Raw genomic sequence first — 18846 nt, 5'->3', positions numbered from 1 at the left:
GGCGGGCGATTTACGCCGACTCGAGTGCGTCAGCGAACCACGCTGCGGTCTCTGGAAGCGTTCGCGCACGCTCACCTCCAACTTCGTAGTGTCCCATCGCGTACACGGCACCGCGGTCCCCTCCGTACCGTCCCTCCTCGAGGTCTCGATCCGCCAGGCCGATAGCGGCAACGCTCGCGGAGATTCGATTCCCGATCAGGTGCGGATACGAGTCGACGTCCAGGGCCGCCTCGATCGCTTCGATTGCCGATCGTTTGACATCCGCTACCGCTTCGACGTCGTCTGGACGGTCGAGGTCTCCCTCCGAGATCCGATCGCGAAGACGCTCGAACGTTCGCCGTTCGTGTTCGAGTTCATACAGCGCCAGAAGCGCCCGGGCGTCGCGATCGTTCTCGAGGTGGTCGTCGACGCGCGAGCGATACCGGTAAATCGTCCTGAGCACGTCGGACCCGCCGATACCGTCGACAACAATCTCTCGAGGAGTGCCAGCCACCGGAACGTCGAACACCTCCTCGGGGTCAGAGTCGGCTGGAGGGAGCGCCTCCACGTTCGGATCTATCTCTGCCAGTAGTTCCGAGGTAGCGCGTTCGATCGGTTCATCCAGGGGAGTATCGCTGCCCTGCTTTTGTCGATCGAGCAGCAGCTCGACCAGTTCGAGCCGCGCTCTCGACGACTCGAGGCGCCCTGCAGCCTCGCCCACAGCCTCGACCTCGGAGGTGAGCGGGGACTGGGTGTCGACACGATCGAGCCTGCCCTCGAGACTGTCGAGACCTGCTTCGATCGCGTCGTACACGAGCACTGCTTCGTGTATGACGTCTCCCGTTTGTTCGAGATCGGATTCGATCTCCTGACGCGTTCTGTCGACGGATTCCACTACCTCGTAAACGTCCTCTCGGACCCGACCGGCGGTGGCGACGGCGTAGGCAGCTTCCGCCTCCGCTGCGTCGCGTCTCGACCGCCCGAGTGTCGTAAGCCGGTCGTAGTTGGATTCGACCTCCTCGAGGTCGGTGAGTCGCTCCCGGGCACGCTGGCGATAGTCGGCGATGTAGCTCCGGACGGCCTCGTTCGGAATCTCTGGTGCGAGATCCGACGGGATCGGATCCAGCAGTGACTCGAAGCGGTCCCAGCTCTCTTCCACCGATCCGTCGCCGAGTGACACCGGAAGACGGTCGGTTACCTCTGGAACGTCGATGGCAGCGATCTCGCGTAGTTCCTCCTCGTCTACGCCGATCGGCGGTGGATCGTCGGAGGGAAGCGAGAGACAGCCGGAGAGCGACGCCGCAAGGGACGTCACGCCCGTTGCGACGGCCGACAGGATCGTCCGTCTCGACTGCGGACGGTCGGAACCTCGGCCGGTTGTTCGATCGTCGGAGTTCATTTGTGGTCTCCCCCCAGTTCTATCGGCTTCGCACCGCTCGCGGGATGATCCGGCGGCAGTTCACAGCGACTGCTCCAGCCGCGGCCGGAACCGCTCGGCGGCGACTCGAAGGGGACCGGAACCCGGATAAACGTAATCTGGTACTGGTTCTCGTCGGCGGAACAGTCGACGGCGGGATCCCGCATCGTCGAACAGAACTGGGGAGCCAGCCGGGATCCGGAGGATCGACGGTGGACGTACTGGAGGCGATTTCGACGACACGCCGACACCGACGACTCCTCGATCAGCACCGACGCGTCGTCGTACTCCGTCTTCTGGAGGAACTCCTCGACCCGTCCGGGATCTGGGAGTTCCCGACTGAACTCGAGGAGACCGACGTGGGTCGAATCGATCACGTACGGCAGCCTGAGGGACTGTCCCTCGGCGTCGTCGTGGCTCTCGTCGTAGGTGACGATCTGCTCTCCACGATCGATGTCGATCTCGAGTCGCTGGCTGAGGACGGTCACGTCCGTGATGACGTTCTCCGGATCCGGACCGATGTCCGACTCGGAGTCGGATGACTCCGGGGCGTCGAGACAGCCGGCAAGCGGGACCGCAAGGAGACCGGCGGTCCACCGAAGGACGTCTCTCCGTTGGGGGCTTCCAGTCGAGGGGACCATACCGATTCTCCTACGTCCGTTGTCAAGTACCTTGGGGAGCCTTCGTGGCGGGAACTGCGACGGCAACCCGTGGCAGTCAATATCGCTGACGCGAGTCAGGTCTTCCGTTCGATCTCCTCGAGCGCTTCCGGGTTCTCGAGACTCGAGAGGTCACCGAGCTCTTCGCCCGTGTAGGCGGCCGCCATCGCTCGACGAATTATTTTCCCGGATTGGGTCTTCGGGAACTCCTCGACGAACAGAATCTCGCGGGGGCGGAACGGCTTGCCCAGCTGCTCCCCGACCGTCTCCTGGAGGCCCTTCATCAACCCCTCGGCGGCGTCGACGTCGGGTTCGAGGATCACGTACGCGATTACGGCAGTGCCGGTCGTCTCGTCGGGAACGCCGACGGCTGCAGCCTGATTGACTGCGTCGTGTTCGATCAGCGCACCCTCGACCTCCGCGGGTCCGACTTTCCGTCCGGCGACGTTGAGCGCATCGTCGGCCCGGCCGTGGAGATACCAGAAGCCGTCCTCGTCTTTTCTGGCCCAGTCTCCGTGATCCCACAGGCCCTCCCAGCTCGACCAATACTCCCGGAGGTAGCGTTCGTCGCCGGACCAGAGCGATTTCGTCATCGACGGACAGGAGTCTCGAGCAACCAGGAATCCGCGTTCGTGATCGTCTGCGACCGATTTCCCGGACGAGTCAACGATGTCGACGGCCATCCCCAGCCCGGGACCGCCCAGCGTACACGGCTTCAGCGGCTGGATCGGCATCGGCATCAGGAAGCACCCGCAGATTTCGGTACCGCCGGAGATGTTGATGATCGGCGTCTCGCCGCCCCCGATCTCTTCGTAGAACCACTGCCAGGATTCCGGATCCCACGGCTCGCCGGTCGATCCCAGCAGTCGGAGCGACGAGAGATCGTGCCCGTCGACCCAGTGGTCGCCTTCCTTTCGCAGCGCCCGGATCGCCGTCGGGGAGATGCCGAACTGGGTGATCCCGTGTCGATCGATTATCTCCCAGAACCGATCCGGCTCGGGATAGTCCGGGGCGCCTTCGTACATGAACACCGTCCCGCCGAAGGCGTGGTTCCCGATCAGGGTCCACGGCCCCATCATCCACCCGATGTCGCTCACCCAGAAGAACCGGTCGGCCGGTTGGAGATCGAATCCGAAGTACAACTCCTTTGCACACTGCAGCAGGACTCCCGCGTGCGTGTGAACGATTCCTTTCGGTTGCCCTGTCGTTCCCGACGAGTACAGTAACATCGACTCCTGTGCCGAGGGGAGTGACTTGGTGTCGTACTCGTCGGACTGGGAGCCGACGGCCTCGTCCCACCATTCGTCGCGATCGTTCCAGGGTATCGCCGGGCGGTCGCCCTCCTCGCGCGCCGGTTCGCTGGACCCCAGGCGATCGTAGACGATCACTCGCTCGACGTGGCCGGCCTCCTCGATCGCCCGATCGGCGGTCTCTTTGAGATAGATCGGCTCTCCCCGCCTGTAAAAGCCGTCACCGGTGAACAGGACCCGACACTCGCTGTCTTCGATCCGGGTCGCGACGGCGTCGACACCGAACCCCGAAAAAATGGGCACCGCGATCGCGCCGACCGCAAAGCAGCCGTACAGTATCGGGATCACCTCGGGGACCATCGGCATGTAGAGGCCGACCGTGTCCCCGGTTTCGATCCCGCGTTCCTCGAGCGCGTTCGCCACCCGGTTCGTCTCGCGGCCGAGTTCCTGGAAGGTCAGGGTCCGGACCTCCCCGTCCTCGCCTTCCCAGAGACACGCGACCTTGTTGCGCGTCTCCGATTCAGGATCGGCGTGACGGTCGACGACGTTGTGTGTGATGTTTAGTTTCCCACCGGGGTACCACTTCGAGAACTGTGGTCCCTCAGAGTCGTCCCGTACTACCTCGTACGGCTCGTCGAATTCGATGTCGAGGTAGTCGACCAGCTCGTCCCAGAACCAGTCGACGCCGCTTTCCTCGACGCCCGGAACGTCGGCCGTAGTCCGTTCGATCAGTTCGTCGTAGTCTTCGATGCCGTACTCCTTCATGAAGGCGTACACGTTCGTGGACTCGACGAACTCCTGGGTGGGCTCGTGAACGATCTCGGTTCCGGATTCAGCGTCCATGACGTCGTCGAACTACCCGCTCTTACGCGAAATACATTATTATTTATAATGTGGTATGTTGCGAGCCACTCCGTCAGCGCACTCGAACCACCGAAAGCAGTTCGATCAGCGGACGAACCCGCTCCGATCAGCGGGTTCCGAGTTCGTCTTTGTCCTTGAGGACCCGCGTTTCGGCTTCGCCGCTCGACACCTCGTTGACGAGGTCGTAGAAATCGTTTTGTAACCCCGCAGGGAAGGTGATGACCCCCACCCACGAGCCGTCGTTTTGCCACTCCTCCCGTTCGAGTTCGCCGAACTCCCGTACCTTCGCCTGGCCGCTACCGGCGTGTTCGGGGGGCAACTGGACTGCGATCGTAATTTCTTCGAACCTGATCGGCAGCACGGGGCGAAGGGCCTCCAGCGCCTCGTCCACCTGACTTTCGACGGTTTCCATCGGATCGACCCGGAACCCCGCCTCCTCGAGGGCTCGCTCGATCCGTTCGGGAGGATGGGGGGCGTCGTCCATCTGGGGATTGACCGCGTTGCGAGTAATCGTGTTGATCAGTTGCTTGCGCTTCTGTTCTTGCATCTCGCGGCGCTGCTCGGCAGTGATCTGTATCTCGCCGTCTTTCACGACCCGCGGAATGATCTCCATTGGATCGGTCGTCTCGAAGACGGTCTCGAGGTCGTTCTCCGCGGGACGGTCTCCCCGGGAGGCGTCCTCGAAGACGTCTTCTGCCGCGATCACGTCCTCGAGCTCCCCGTCGAACTCGCCGCGTTTGATCGCAAGCGCTGCGTCCGGGTCGATCAACACCTCGAAGCGAGCGCCGTGGGATTCCAGTCTGGCAGTCACGGCCTCGTCCAGCGATATCATGTACCGATGGTTTCGTCCGAAATTATAAAAAGCCCCTCCCGACACTACGGTTCGAGAGCCGGGATCGGGGGAGCTGTGGACGGCGGTCACAGGTGGGTCAGCGCACGGCAGCGACGGCTTCCTCCATGACGTCGATGGCCTCTCGGAGTGTGTTCTCGTCGGTCGCATACGAGATCCTGGCGTATCCCGCCCCGTTCTCGCCGAACGCCTCCCCAGGGACGACGATCACGCCGCGGTCGAGACACTCCTCGACGAACCCGTCGGGCACCTTCGGCATCGCATAAAATGCGCCCCGTGGCGTCGGACAGTCGATACCCGCGTCGTTCAGCCCCTCGAGGAGGAGGTCCCGACGGCGCTTGAAGGAATCGGACATCTCCCGAACGATCTCCTGTGGCCCGGTAAGCGCCGCCTCCGCGGCGTATTGGGCGGGCGCGGACGCACACGCCTGGATGTACTGGTGAACTCGAAGCATCCGTTCGATCCGTCGCTGTGAGGCGGCGACCCACCCGAGCCGCCACCCGGTCATCGAGTAGAGCTTCGAGGCGGCGTTTATCAACACCACGTTGTCCGTTTCGGCGTACTGAGCAGGGGAGTGGTGTTCGCCGTCGAAGATCGTGTACTCGTACACCTCATCGGAGACACAGAGCACGTCGTGTTCGTCGGCGATCCGGGCGAACTCTCGCGTGTCCGCCTCGCTTGCGACCGCGCCGGTCGGGTTGGCCGGCGAGTTCACGACGAACGCCGCGGTGTCGTCGGTGATCGCCGCCTCGATGGCGCCCGGATCGATGGTGAGGTCCTCCCTGAGGGGGACAGGAACCGGCGTTCCACCGGCGAGTCGGGTCAACGCGTCGTAAGAGACGAAGCCCGGATCCGGGATCAGGACCTCGTCGCCGGGGTCGACGTGGGCCTCGAGGGCCAGATGGAGCGCTTCGCTGCCGCCAGCAGTCGCGATCACACGCTCGGGATCTAGATCCAGTCGCTGATCGCGCCCGTGTTTCGCGACGATCGCCTCCCGGAGGGATTCGATGCCCTTGTTCGAGGTGTACGCGTCCGCCTTGCCCGCCCGGATCGCCTCCACGGCCGCCTCCCTGGCGTGTGACGGCGTCGGGAAGTCCGGTTGCCCCAGTCCCAGGTTGATCGCGTCCTCACCGGCCGCCTCGAACACCTCACGGATTCCGCTTATCGAGATCTCCTCGACTCGCCTCGAAAATTCGGTCATACCAGCAAGCGCTACCTCCCCGGCCATAGTTCTGTCGCGTCGCAATGATTATTGTAGTGATTACCGGTCGATCGGCCACCCGGCCCGCCGATCGTTCGGGTACGGCCGAGAATACTCAGTAGCAGTCGGCTGATTTCAGACGCAAATCGTCGGAGCGTTCCGCCCCACGGGAATCGCCGAAACCCCTATTAGTTTAGGCTCGCCTAACTTCTCGCATGAGGACACGAGACGTCCCCGACGAGAACGCCACCGACGCATCCCCGAGACGGGAGCCGAGGGACCTTACGCCGGAAATCTGTACTGTCAGGACCTCGCCCGGTCGGCTCCTCTTTTCGGAGACGGACAACCCGGACGGGTGGATCGCGACGGATTCGGCCGTCGATCTCGAGCGATAGCTGTCTAGGCCTCGCCATACACCGGAACTGCGGCGCCGCTCGTCACCCGGGCTGCGTCCGAACAGAGGAACAGAATCACCTGTGCGACGTCAGCCGGGTCGACCCAGTCGTCGCTCGGTGTCATCATCTCGCGGTTCATCGGCGTGTCCAGGACGCTCGGCATCACCGCGTTCGCGCGAACGACGCCGGTGTTCTCCTCGGCGATCGTTTCAGTCAGTAGCCGAACGCCGGCTTTCGACGCCCGGTAGAGTCCGTCGCCGCTGCCTCCCTCCAGGGATGAGCGTGCCGACACGGACACGATCGCCCCCTCCGACTCCTGGAGGTGCGGAAGCGCGTGTTTCGAGGCGAGAAACATGGTCTTCAGGTTGACGTCGAACAGGAAGTCGAAAAGCTCCGTGTCGGTGTCTTCGACCGGATCCCCGCCCCTCCAGGTTCCCGCGATATTACACAGCGCGTCGATCCCGCCGAACTCTGAGGCGATTCCCTCGATTGCCTCGAGAACGATCGTCTCCTCGGTGAGATCGACCTGATAGAAGTGGATCCCGTCGGCAAGCTCGAGCAGGGAGTCGTCGCTCTCGACGTCGACGACGTCTACTGCCGCCACGGTCGCCCCCGCCCGATGAAACGCCTCACAGACGGCGCTTCCCAGCGCGCCACAGGCTCCGGTCACGATCACTACGTCCCCCGAAAAATCGAATTCGGCTTCCATATCGTGTGGTTTGTTCGCATACGTATAAATCGACCGTCGATCGGCCCCCGTCGGCGGCAGACATCCCGGGCGGTGCCCGCCACTGTCGGACGGTCTCTGGCCGGGCTAGGTCCACCGATCGAGACCCGTCTGTGTGAGGGCCTCCTCCAGGCGTTCGAACCCACGGGCTACCTCCTCGGCCGGGATTTCCCACTCGTCGGTCACGTACTGTTTCGCGGCCGCAACGTCCGGATCGATCGATTCGTCGAACTCGTACTTCGTCGTGACCGGCGGATCGAAGTACAACTGTCGAACCTGCTCCGCGTCGGGGATCTCTGTGTCTCTCGCGTCGAGAACGCCCCACAGGTCACCGTGTTCTTTGATCTCCGTTACTGCGGTTTTCGGCCCGACACCGGAGATCCCCTCGTTGAAGTCGGTCCCGCAGAGAATGGCGACGTCGACGAGCTGTTCGAGGGTGAGATCCAGCTCCGCAAGCGTCGCCTCGAGATCCATCAGTTCCGGGTTGCCGGAGCTCGTCAGCTGTCTGAGCGTAAGCGGTGCCCCGAAAAGCAGCGTGTCGTAGTCCTCGCTTCCGGCGTAATCGACGTCGCCAACCCTGGCCATGTACGCACACTGTGCTTCGCCTTCTGCCGGGGCTTCGACGTACGGAACGTCGAGACGGTCGAACAGCCCGCGGGTCGTTTCCTGGATCACGTCGGTGAGACGCTGGGTTCGCGCCTCGAGCCGCGCAGCCGCAATCGCGTCACCCCGATCTCGGGCGTCTTCGAGTTGCTCTTGGGCGGATTCCCGTTTCTCCCGTCGGCGCTGCACCTCGTCGCTTTTGAGCTCCGTGACGCCCCCGTCGAAGACGAACACCGGCGTCAGATCGTGTTCGAAGAACTTCGGAAGCCCCTGTACGACCCCGATCAGGTTGGCGACCTCCTCGCCGTCGTCGGTCGTGTAGATGCGCTCGTCGGTGAACTTCACCGTCGTCGTGAGATACCGATACAGCCAGTTGTGTGCGTCGACGGCGACGAACGTCCCGTCCAATTCGTCGAACGACACCTCCCGGATCGACGCGAGCGCTCTGAGATCCGCGTTTCCCATCGCCCGTAGTTCGGACGCTCACGGTTTCAAGTCACCGAGTCGTGACGAGTGTGAGGAGAGTCGGTACCGCGGTCGGGGTCGCAGTACCGATGTAGCGAGTAGTCGGATTCGGTCGGCTGTACCGCGGCGTCACACGCCCGTCCCGGCCGGTGTCGCCGGGACGGTCGGTTCATCCTCCCGTGCGGGGTTCCAGGCTCGATCGATCCGTCGGGCACTCGGTCCGCGCAACGGCACGTGAAGCGCCGAAATCGTCTGACGCCGCAGGCGGAACGGGACTCCCCGTTCACATAAAAGCGTCCGTCGAATTATCAGCGAAGATATTTCCTGACGTCGATCCGAGAGGCTCAGACAGGGATCGCTGCCACGTGGAGGGTCCGACGATTCACCCCGGAATCGTTCTGGAACTGACTACGCTGGTCTCTCCTGCGCTCCCCTGCCAGACGATCCGAATCGTCGATCCTCCCGACCAGTTTTCGCCTTCCTGTCCAGTCTCGTATTCGATCGTCGCACTCGATCCGGCAGTCACGATCTCGTCGTCGAACACTTTCTCACCGGGGATCGTGTCTGCACCCTGGATCTCGATTTCGATCCTGTCGGCTCGAATCTCGTCGCCCGCGGCGTGAGTGATGGTTATACTGTCGCCGTCTCCCCACCCGTCGTCGTACTCGTAGTCGTACTCGAAGCTCGCACTCGGCCCGACGTCCGCGATCTCGTCGGCGACGCCGAACGCCGAGAGCCCGACGACAGCCGCGAGGCTCACCGCGATGGCGACCATCATCACGATTCCGAGCACGGGTGCGACCGCTCTACGGTTCCTCCGACGTAGCTCGCGACTCTCCGACATCGTCTACCCTGGAGTTCTCCGTTCGTTCCTATAAACTGGCCGGACGAGATATCATTCCTAATAACTCGGAGGGGGAAACAGTTTACACCCGGGCCGAGAACCGTCGGTCGATGGGAGGGGAGTGCAAACAGCCGACAGAATCCGACGGTCCGTTGTCGGGGATCACTGTCCTCGACGCTTCCCGCGTACTGGTCGGGCCGTTCTGTACGATGCAACTCGGCGATCTGGGTGCCGACGTCCTCAAGGTAGAACGACCGGGGACGGGCGACCAGACACGGGACTGGCGCCCGCCGGCGTTCGACGACGAGAGCGCATACTACCTCAGCGTCAACCGGAACAAGCGTTCGATCGCGTTGAACCTCGCGACGAGGGCGGGACGGGAGGTGTTCCGGGATCTCGCCCGAGAGGCCGACGTGCTGGTCGAAAACTTTCGGGTCGGCAAGATGGCCGAGTGGGACCTGGAGTATTCGTCCCTCCGAGAGGAGAATCCAGGTCTCGTCTACTGTTCGCTTTCCGGGTACGGCGAGTGGGGCCCCGACCACGACGAACCGGCATACGACATCGTGATGCAGGCGCGTGGAGGGTTGATGAGCGTCACCGGGATCGAGGACGGTCCACCGGTGCGTGTCGGCGTCGCGCTCGCCGACATCGGGGCCGGGATGTACGCGACGCAGGCGATCCTGGCGGCGCTGCTCGAGCGCGAACTCGGTGACGGAACCGGCCAGAAGATCGACGTGAGTCTGCTCGACGGCCAGGTCGCGTGGATGAGCTACCAGGCGCTGAACTACTTTGCGACCGGCGATCCGCCGGGGCGAATGGGGAGTCGACACCCGAACATCGTGCCGTATCGGGCGTTCGAAACGGTGGACGGGTACGTGGTGGTCGCCTGCGCGTCGAATGGGTTCTGGCGTCCGTTCTGTGAGGCGATCGATCGACCGGATCTGGCCGACATCGATCGGTTCGACGCAAACGAAAAGCGCGTCCGCAACCGCGAGGAACTCGAACCGATGCTGGAAACCGAGATCCGGTCCTTCCGAACCGAGGAACTGCTCGACCGGCTGAAGGAACGCGGAGTTCCGGCAAGCGACGTCCGGGACATGAGCGAGGTATTCGCGGATCCACAGATCGAAGCCCGCGGGATGTGCTGGACAGCCGAACATCCGACTGCAGGGGAGGTATCGATGCCGGGGTCGCCGATGCATTTCTCCCGCACACCGGCGTCACTCCGTCGGTATCCTCCCCGTTTGGGCGAACACACAGACGAGATTCTCAAAGAGTACGGCTACACCGGAGCCGACCTGGCGGAACTTTGCAACCTGGATGCGATCGCCGGCGTCGAGTGAAAGTGTGGCGCTTTTATCAGACCCGAGCACGTGCGGTTCGGCATGTTCGAAGATCGGGAGAGCCGGGAACGCTCTCCGGCACACGCGACCGCACTCGACTGTCTCGAGGCGGGAATCCAGGCTGCCCACCCTGGTTCGGTCACGAAGTCGTGCGTCTCCCTGACAGGATCGCGACTGCAGGTCGGGCCGTCGGCAGTCGACGATGCGGTCGAGACGATTGATCTCGCCGGTTACGACGAGATCGTCGTCGTCGGCGGAGGGAAAGCCTCGGTCGCTGTCGCAGCACAACTCGAAGAGATCCTCGGGCCACGACTCACCGGCGGCGTGGTCGTGACCGATCGGGACAAGAGAGGTGACGCAGATAGCACGGAGCGTCCCTCCGGCAGCGAACAACGAGAGGAAACCGATCTCGACCGCGTCGAGGTCCGGTACGGTTCGCATCCGGTGCCCGACGAAGCCGGCGTCGCCGGTGCCCGGGAACTGCTCGATCTGGTGACGGCGGCCGACGAGAACACCCTCGTTGTGGGGTTGATAACCGGCGGCGGGAGCGCGCTGTTGCCGGCACCGGCCGAGGGGATCTCACTGTCTGATCTCCAGGAGACGACGGACGCGTTGCTCGCGGCGGGGGCGACCATCCACGAGATCAACGCCGTTCGGAAACATCTCTCGGCCCTGAAGGGCGGCCGACTCGCGGAGGCAGCCACGCCGGCCCGTGTCGTCGGGCTGGTGGTCTCGGACGTCGTCGGCAACGATCTCGACGTTATCGCCTCCGGACCGTTCGTTCCCGATCCGACGACGTACGCCGATGCGGCCGACGTACTGAATCGGTACGACCTCGAGGTCCCCGAATCGGTCCGCCGACGGCTGGACCGCGGCGAAGCCGGCGAGCTCGCCGAAACCCCAAAGCCCGGAGATCGTGTGTTCGACCGCGTAACGACGCACGTGTTGGCCGACGGATACACTGCCGTCGACGCTGCCCGAAACCGGGCCGAAGACGGGGGGTACGATGCGATGGTGCTCTCCTCGCGAGTTCGCGGTGAATCACGGGAGGCGGCGAAGACGTTCGTCGCAGTCGCCGAGGAGATTGCCGCGACCGGGGAACCGATCTCCCCGCCGGCGGTCGTCGTTTCCGGCGGGGAAACCACTGTCACGATCCGGGGTGCCGGGCGGGGCGGACCGAATCAGGAGTTCGCACTCGCGGCCGCCGCCGAACTGGCAGGCGGAGAGGCGAACTCGATCGTCGTCGCCGCCGCCGACACCGACGGCTTCGACGGCCCGACCGACGCCGCCGGCGGAATCGTCGACGGGAACGCGGTTCCACGGACCGAAGCCGCCGACGCGCTCGCCGACAACGACGCCTACACGGCACTGAACGACCGGGAGCTGCTGTTGAAATCCGGAAAGACCGGAACCAACGTGAACGATCTTCGGGTTCTGGTCGTCGAAGAGTGATCATTTACCCCACGAGACCGCAGACGGCGTATGGAGATCGGAACGATCGACGTCTCTCCCGGCGAGTTCGACACGGGCTGGCTCGAGGTCACCGGACTGCCGACCGGCGGCGCGGAACGGCTTCCACTCGTGGTTGCTCGCGGCGAACTCGAGGGGCCGACGCTGTGGCTCACCGGCGGCGTCCACGGCGACGAGGCCACCGGGATCGTCGTCGCACAGGACGTCGTTCACGAACAACTCACCGAAACGCTGTGTGGAACGTTGGTGTGCGTGCCGGTGGTGAACCCGGCCGGACTCCGCCGGAACGCCCGAACGTCCTACTACGGGGATCACGATCCGAACCGGTATTTTCCGGATCCGGAGTCGGATTCCGAGCGCCCACCGAACACGCAAGAGCGGATCGACCGCCGGCTGTTCGAGGAGATCACCGACACGGCAGACTGGGTGATCGACCTCCACACCGCCCGGATCGACTCGCTGCCGTTCGTCATCAGGGACCGGGTGCTGTACGGTGACCGCCGGAACAGCGACGACGCCGAGGAGTTGTCCGAGCGCGTCGGAACACTGGCGGCGGCGTTCCCGTTCCCGACGATCAGGGAGTATCCGGCCGCGGAGTACCTCGAGGAGAACCTCCAGCGGTCCGCAGCCGGGGCCGCGCTCAACGGCGCCGGGATCCCGGCGATAACGGTCGAACTCGGCGGACACAGCGTCGTCGACGAGGGGATCCGTGCGGCTGCTGTCGAGGGAGTGTATCGGGCGATGGCGAATTTCGATATGTTCGACGACGGGCCGCCATCACCACCCAACCGAACGTCAGTCGGGAAGCGAGAGATCTCTCCACCAGTCGAGTACGACGTTCGCCGTGCGCTTCATCCGCGAACGGAGACGGCCGGACTCGTTCGACACCGCGTAAAGCCGGGCGACGTTCTGTCTGCCGGTGATCCCGTCGCGGACGTCGTCACGCCGACGGGGGAACGGATCGACGTCGTCGAGGCCGATCAGGACGGGTTCGTGATTTCGCGGAACGAGGGACTGGCAGTTTTCGAAGGCGATCCGGTCGCGAGCATGGCCGTTCGCGACGATGGAGCTCTCGTTGCAGAGCGGTCGTAGGGTCGGGGAGTGGTGAGATACCGGGTCGTCTCCCTTCCCGTTTGCCCGGGAGGACCTCCACGAAACGAAGCCCTTAATTAATGGACTCGCGTTAGTCGAACTGCGGGACCGTGGGGTAGCGGTATCCTCGGCGCATGGGGTGCGTCGGACCTGAGTTCGAATCTCGGCGGTCCCATCGTTTTCGAAGAAAAGGTGGGAGCACGAAGACGAGCGAACCGAGTCTTCGGCGATCCCATCGTTTTTCTGCGAACTACTACTCGAGCAGCAAATGCTGGCAGTTCCGAGATTCGAGCAGGATCAATCCTCCGTTTCGTAGGGTTCGCCGACCGAGGACGGCATCCGAGTCTTGCCCCACACCGTGAGGACGATGACGACCATCACGTACGGGAACAAGTTGACGAGCCGGCTCGGCACATCGATCCCGACTGTCTGGAACTGGACCTGCAGCATGTCCAGGCCGCCGAACAAAAGCGCCGCGGCCGCGGCTCCAAGTGGGTTGTAGTTGCCGAACAGGTAGGAGACGATGGCGATCCAGCCGCGGCCGTTGACCATCGTGTCGCCGGTGCCGACGAAGTTGCCAGCATGGGCGAGCAACACTGCGCCGCCGAGACCTGCCATCGCGCCCGAGAAGATCACGGTCGCGTACCGGACGCGGTTGACGTCGACGCCGGCGGTGTCGAGCGCAGTCGGGTTCTCGCCGGCCGCCTGGATCCAGTAGCCGTACCGGGTCCGGTAGAGGAACACCCATGACGCGATCACGAGGCCGACCGTCCCGAGCACCAGCGGCGACTGGTCGAACAGGATCGGGCCGACTCCCGGGATCTCGACGAGACCGGGAACCTCCAGCCGGTTGATGCTCGCGAGTCCGGGACTGTTCCGGCTCCCCCAGATGTACGCCGCAGTGAAGGGCGCGAACCCGAGGCCGATGAACCAGACTGCCAGCCCAGCGACGATCTGATCGGCCTTGTACCGGATCAGGAGGACCGCGAAGAGTACCGTCAACACCAGCGACACGACGACCGCGACCAGCATCGCCAGCCAGATGTCTCCCTGATTCGGTGACGTGCCGCCGAGCGCGAACAGCACGCCCGCGGTGGTGATCGCGCCGATGATCATGAATCCCTCGAGGCCGATGTTGAACACGCCGCTCTTTTCGGCATAGAGGCCACCGATCGCGGCGAGAGCGATCGGGGTCGCCATCTGGAGCGAGCGGTTGATGAATCCGACTGTGATCAGCCGCCGTGTCGTGGTGAGCGACTGCTCGACGAACGCGACCATGGCTGCGACCGTGGGGACGCCGCCCGCGAGAAGCACTGTGACCGCTCCCACCAGGAGGACGACGAGCGCGACGCCAACGCCGATCTCGCGACGCCCGAGGCCGTCGAGCCGGGTTTGGAGATCGCCGAGGCCGCTCATTCGTCTTCACCTCCTCGGTCCCAGCGGATCGCTGCCATCCTGAAAAGCTCCGGCGCGGCTACGAACAGGACGACCAGCCCAATGATCCCGTCGATCAACTGGACCGGGACGTCGCTGGCGATCTGGATGTGGGAGCCGGCGGAGTCGAGAGCCCCGAATAACAGTGCTGCGGGGACGACGCCGATGGGATTATTCGCCGCAAGCAGGCTCACCGCGATGGCGTCGAACCCGTACCGACCGATCCCTGCCGGATCGGTGAAGTAGCCCTGGATCATCACGGCGAAGACCGCGCCGGTCAGGCCGGCGACCATTCCGGAGAGGGTCATGGTCACGACCGTCGTTCGCTTCGCATTGACTCCCGAGTATCGTGCGGCCGCGGCCTGGTTCCCGCTCGTCACCATGTCGTAGCCGACGTTCGTCCGTGTCATGAGGTAGGTGACGAGGGCGACGACGACGAGTGCGACCGCCAGGCCGACGATCGAGAGGTTCGGGTCGTCGAAGACGATCCGCGGTAAGGAGACGTGTTCGGGGAGCCGCTCCGTCCGGACCGAGGTCGCGCCCTCGCCGCGGAACCGGCCGCTGACGAGCCAACCGACAAACCCGATCGCGATGAAGTTCAACATGATCGTCGTGATGATCTCGTTGGCGCCCGCGTACGCCTTCAGCGCGCCCGGGAGCGCCCCGTAAAGGCCGCCGCTGACGATCGAAGCGACGGTGCCGATGAACAACAGCAGCACCCCGCCGATCATCCCGGTCGGCAGGTACGGTGCGGTCCAGACGATCGACATGACACAGGCGATTCCGCCCATCACGAACTGGCCCTGGACCCCGATGTTGAACACGCCGGCGCGGAACGCGATCGCTACCGCGACGCCCGCCAGCGTCAAGAGTGTGGTGAACCGGAGCGTGCGGGCGATCCCCCGCTCGCTGCCGAACGCCCCTATCACCAGTTGCGCCGAGAAACGGAGCGGGTTGAATCCCGCCATTGCGACGATGACGATTCCGATGAAAAGCGCGAGCGCGGTCGAGGCCGCGCCGATGGCGACACGTTCCATGACGGTTGCGTTGACGAGACGGTCGGCTGCGCCGACGATCAGTCCGCGCACGCGTCCCCCAGTGTCGTCGGTCACGTTCCGTCACCTCCTTCGACGCGGTCGACGGCGGCGTCCACGTCCGCATCGTGGCCAGCCATCATGAGTCCGAGGTCCTGCTCGGTCACGTCGTCGGGATCGACAACGTCGATGAACTCACCCTCGTACATGACCGCGATCCGGTCGGCCAGCTTCTGAACCTCCTCGAGCTTGGAGGAAACCAGCAGAATCCCCAGGCCGGCGTCCCGCATCTCGAGCATCCGGTTGTGGATGAACTCGATGGCGCCGATGTCGACTCCGCGGGTCGGGTGCGAGGCGATCATGACGTCCGGGTCGTGTTCGATCTCCCGGCCGACGATGAACTTCTGCTGGTTCCCGCCGGACAGCGATTCGGCCTCAGTTGCGGGGTTCGGCGGCTGGACGTCGTACTCCTCGACGATCGACTCGGCGTGGTCGGCGACGAGCGGCCAGTCGACCACCCGGCCGTCGACGAAGGGTTCGATCGTCTGGTTGCCCAGAAGTGCGTTCCTGACGAGGTCGTAGTTCTGGACGAGGCCTTCGGCCTGCCGGTCCTCCGGGATGTATGCGATCCCCGCTTCGATCCGGTGACGGCGGCTCGTCTCGGTGATGTCCTCGCCTTCGAATCGAATCTGCCCGGATTCGACCGATCTGAGTCCGGTGACAGCCTCGACAAGTTCGCTTTGACCGTTGCCCTGCACACCCGCGATTCCGAGGATCTCGCCTTCATGGACGGTACAGGAGACGCCGCGAACCTGCTCGATCTCGCGGTCGCCGCGGACGTGAAGGTCCTCGACGGCAAGTGTGGGATCGCCGGGCGTCGTCTTTCGTTCCGTTCGCTCGAAGAGCACCTCCCGGCCGACCATCATCCGCGCGAGGTCCTTCTCGGTCGTCTCGGCCGCGGCGACGGTGCCGGACACTTTCCCGTCGCGCAGGACGGTGATCTCGTCGGCGGCCTCGAGCGCCTCCTCGAGTTTGTGCGTGATGAAGATCAGGGAGTGACCCTCCCCTGTCAGGTCCTCCATCAGATCGATCAGCCCGTCGACTTCCTGGGGTGTGAGGACCGCAGTCGGTTCATCGAGGATAAGGATCTCCGCGCCGCGGTAGAGACTCTTTACGATCTCGACGCGCTGGCGGATACCGAGGTCGAGTTCGCTGATCTGTGCGTCCAGATAGCGGACAACGTCGAAGCCGTAGGTCGAACTGATCTCCTCGATCTCCTCGCGGGCGGTCGCCTCGTCGACCATTCCCCTGCGCACCGGCTCGTGGCCGAGGATGACGTTCTGGAGGACGGTCATCGGCTCCACGAGCTGGAAGTGCTGGTGGATCATGCCGATGCCGGCGTCCATCGCGTCCCGAGGTGTCTCGAAGCTCCGGGGTTCGCCGTGGACGGAGATCGTCCCGGCGTCCTGATCGTACAGCCCGTAGAGGACACTCATCAGTGTCGTCTTCCCGGATCCGTTCTCGCCGAGGAGGGCGTGGACAGATCCCTGTTCGAGTTCGAAGTCGATCCCATCGTTGGCAACGACGTCGCCGAACCGTTTGGTGATCCCCTCGAGTGCGACGGCAGGCGGTTCCGTGTCGTTCGTCATTGTCCTCCCGAACTAGTAGTGGTCATTGTCGTGGTGTAGAGTCGATTGGTCGCTGGCTAGAGTCCGCGCTGGCGAGAGCATAGCGTATCTCCGCCCGGTAGCGGCCGTTCTCGAAAGTACGGAACTGAATCACGTCTGTCTTCCTCCGAGACTGGTTTCGGTCCGATTCACCATCTCTCTCGCTGCAGTTGACGGCCAAACAAAAAAGTGTCAGGACTCGTCGCCTCCCGAAGAACGGAGTATCTGCGGACAGCTCCCTGTCGGTCAGCAGCCGGTCGGGCCACAGGTCAGTTCGATCTCGCCGTCGATGAACGCCTGCCGGGCGTCATCGAGAGCCTCGTCGAGCGCGTCCGGGAGCCCTCCCTCGAAGTCCTGTCCGACGACGAAGTCGATACCGCCCTGTTCGATGCTCAGGTTCTGCTCGCCGGAGACGCTGTCCCAGTCGTCCTCGGCGACTGCCGAGCCGACCTGGTAGGTAGCTTCGTCGAGTGCCTTGACCGCCGAGCCAAGGATGACGTCCGAGTACTGCTCGGCCGTCACTGACTGGTCGACGTCGACGCCGAGGGCGAAGCGATCCGCGTTTTGGGCGGCGGCGAACACGCCACGCCCGGCCGCGGAGGCGGCGTGCCACACAATGTCGGCACCGTCGTCGATCTGGGACTCGGCGACGTCCTGTGCCGCGCTGGTGTCGGAGAAGCTCCCACCGTAACCGGTGAGCACCTCGACGTCGTCGTTCACCCACTCGACGCCCTCGATGTACGACTGTTCGAAGGCGTTGATGAGGTCGATGTCTTCCCCGCCGACGAAACCGACCGTCGTCCCGTCGGGATCGGTCGAACTTCCGTCGTGGGTGATGTCCTCGGTCGTCAGTACGCCCGCGGCGACACCCGCGAGGAACGACATCTCGTTGTTCATTTCGATCCAGCCAGAGACGTTGTCCTGGCCCTCGATGTGATCGTTGATGAGCATCCAGTTCTGCTCCGAGTACTCGGGGGCGTTCGTCTCCAGCGCATCGAGGTGGTTGAACCCGACCAGTACGATGACGCCGTAGCGGCCCTGCTCGGCCAGTTCGGCCTGCACCGACTGGTATTCGGCCTCCTCGGTTTCCTCGACGGCGTTGACCTCGTAGCCATGCTCCTCGGCGGCCCGTTCGAGACCCTCTCGTGCGTTGTCGTTGAAGGCCTGGTCGTCGAACCCGGCCGGACTCGACACGATCGCGAACTCGTCCCCCTCCCCTTCTTCACCGAGACACCCAGCGATCAGAGTAGTCCCTAGTACACCCCCGCCGGCCGCGAGGACCTGACGGCGATTCACAGTTCCTGTAACGTCCGGTTTGGAACCTTCTGACAGCATATCTGATGGATTCACCATGAATAAGTGTTTGTGTCCTGACTACTTATAAGCTTACTCATTCAAAAATAATCGGAAGGGACTCCTAGATTACGAACCGGGAACGGCGTGATAAGCTCGTACCGTGGAAAGATATAATCTAATGGAAATCTCGGCGATCCTATCGTTTTCGAAGAAACTGAACGCAGAATAGCTGACACAACGGGCTGTGGAGCAGGAC

Annotated in this window: 16 protein-coding genes and 1 tRNA gene; 5 read left to right on the top strand and 12 right to left on the bottom strand. The window is 63.8% G+C overall.

Going from position 1 to position 18846, the window contains the following annotated elements; translation table 11 throughout:
- Positions 1-10: 10 nt before the first annotated feature.
- From RH858_RS13745 to RH858_RS13725, 5 genes are all read right to left on the bottom strand, one after another.
- Positions 11-1378 carry a hypothetical protein gene (locus RH858_RS13745; protein WP_259533020.1) on the bottom strand — a complete coding sequence of 456 codons (1368 nt, stop codon included), beginning with the start codon at positions 1376-1378 and terminating at the stop codon, positions 11-13.
- A complete protein-coding gene (locus RH858_RS13740) occupies positions 1375-2037 on the bottom strand; it encodes a hypothetical protein (protein ID WP_259533019.1) in 663 nt (220 codons plus the stop codon). Before RH858_RS13740 ends, RH858_RS13745 begins: the two co-directional genes overlap by 4 nt.
- 95 nt (positions 2038-2132) lie before the next feature.
- On the bottom strand, positions 2133-4148 hold the full coding sequence (locus RH858_RS13735) for an AMP-binding protein (protein WP_259533018.1): 2016 nt from the start codon (positions 4146-4148) through the stop codon (positions 2133-2135).
- Positions 4149-4275: 127 nt separating this feature from the next.
- Positions 4276-5001, bottom strand: coding sequence for a ribosome assembly factor SBDS (locus RH858_RS13730; RefSeq protein ID WP_259533017.1), 726 nt, complete (start codon positions 4999-5001; stop codon positions 4276-4278).
- 97 nt (positions 5002-5098) lie between these two features.
- Positions 5099-6220 (bottom strand): pyridoxal phosphate-dependent aminotransferase, encoded by a 1122-nt coding sequence (locus RH858_RS13725; RefSeq protein WP_259533016.1) that lies wholly within the window; start codon positions 6218-6220, stop codon positions 5099-5101.
- 215 nt (positions 6221-6435) lie between these two features.
- On the opposite strand from RH858_RS13725, the gene RH858_RS13720 reads away from it, so the two are divergent.
- Positions 6436-6615 carry a hypothetical protein gene (locus RH858_RS13720; protein ID WP_259533015.1) on the top strand — a complete coding sequence of 60 codons (180 nt, stop codon included), beginning with the start codon at positions 6436-6438 and terminating at the stop codon, positions 6613-6615.
- 4 nt (positions 6616-6619) lie between these two features.
- On the opposite strand, the gene RH858_RS13715 is transcribed toward RH858_RS13720, so the two are convergent.
- From RH858_RS13715 to RH858_RS13705, 3 genes are all read right to left on the bottom strand, one after another.
- Entirely contained in the window at positions 6620-7324 is a 705-nt protein-coding gene (locus tag RH858_RS13715; RefSeq protein ID WP_310562154.1) for an SDR family oxidoreductase, read from the bottom strand.
- A gap of 105 nt (positions 7325-7429) precedes the next feature.
- Positions 7430-8410 carry a flap endonuclease-1 gene (gene fen / locus RH858_RS13710; RefSeq protein ID WP_259533012.1) on the bottom strand — a complete coding sequence of 327 codons (981 nt, stop codon included), beginning with the start codon at positions 8408-8410 and terminating at the stop codon, positions 7430-7432.
- A gap of 382 nt (positions 8411-8792) precedes the next feature.
- Complete coding sequence (locus RH858_RS13705; RefSeq protein WP_259533010.1) at positions 8793-9254, bottom strand: type IV pilin N-terminal domain-containing protein; 462 nt, start codon at positions 9252-9254, stop codon at positions 8793-8795.
- Positions 9255-9364: 110 nt separating this feature from the next.
- On the opposite strand from RH858_RS13705, the gene RH858_RS13700 reads away from it, so the two are divergent.
- The 4 genes from RH858_RS13700 (at position 9365) to RH858_RS13685 (ending at position 13334) form a co-directional block, all read left to right on the top strand.
- A complete protein-coding gene (locus RH858_RS13700) occupies positions 9365-10597 on the top strand; it encodes a CoA transferase (protein WP_259533009.1) in 1233 nt (410 codons plus the stop codon).
- 42 nt (positions 10598-10639) lie between these two features.
- Positions 10640-12049: a DUF4147 domain-containing protein gene (locus RH858_RS13695; protein ID WP_310562153.1), complete on the top strand. Its 1410-nt coding sequence runs from the start codon at positions 10640-10642 to the stop codon at positions 12047-12049.
- A 30-nt stretch (positions 12050-12079) separates the two neighbouring features.
- Positions 12080-13159, top strand: a complete 1080-nt coding sequence (locus tag RH858_RS13690) for a succinylglutamate desuccinylase/aspartoacylase family protein (RefSeq protein WP_310562152.1) — start codon at positions 12080-12082, stop codon at positions 13157-13159.
- A gap of 104 nt (positions 13160-13263) precedes the next feature.
- Positions 13264-13334, top strand: a tRNA-Pro gene (locus RH858_RS13685).
- A gap of 122 nt (positions 13335-13456) precedes the next feature.
- On the opposite strand, the gene RH858_RS13680 is transcribed toward RH858_RS13685, so the two are convergent.
- The 4 genes from RH858_RS13680 to RH858_RS13665 form a co-directional block, all read right to left on the bottom strand.
- Positions 13457-14437 (bottom strand): ABC transporter permease, encoded by a 981-nt coding sequence (locus tag RH858_RS13680; RefSeq protein ID WP_310562160.1) that lies wholly within the window; start codon positions 14435-14437, stop codon positions 13457-13459.
- 134 nt (positions 14438-14571) lie between these two features.
- A complete protein-coding gene (locus RH858_RS13675) occupies positions 14572-15630 on the bottom strand; it encodes an ABC transporter permease (protein WP_310562159.1) in 1059 nt (352 codons plus the stop codon).
- Positions 15631-15701: 71 nt separating this feature from the next.
- Positions 15702-17276, bottom strand: coding sequence for an ABC transporter ATP-binding protein (locus tag RH858_RS13670; RefSeq protein WP_310562151.1), 1575 nt, complete (start codon positions 17274-17276; stop codon positions 15702-15704).
- A 264-nt stretch (positions 17277-17540) separates the two neighbouring features.
- Positions 17541-18590: a BMP family ABC transporter substrate-binding protein gene (locus RH858_RS13665; protein WP_310562150.1), complete on the bottom strand. Its 1050-nt coding sequence runs from the start codon at positions 18588-18590 to the stop codon at positions 17541-17543.
- Between the last annotated feature and the right edge of the window lie 256 nt (positions 18591-18846).

This window comes from Halalkaliarchaeum sp. AArc-GB, from assembly GCF_031432225.1.
Lineage (GTDB): Archaea > Halobacteriota > Halobacteria > Halobacteriales > Haloferacaceae > Halalkaliarchaeum.
The sequence above is the reverse complement of the archived record's forward strand: the minus strand, read 5'-3'. Positions and strand labels throughout refer to the sequence as shown.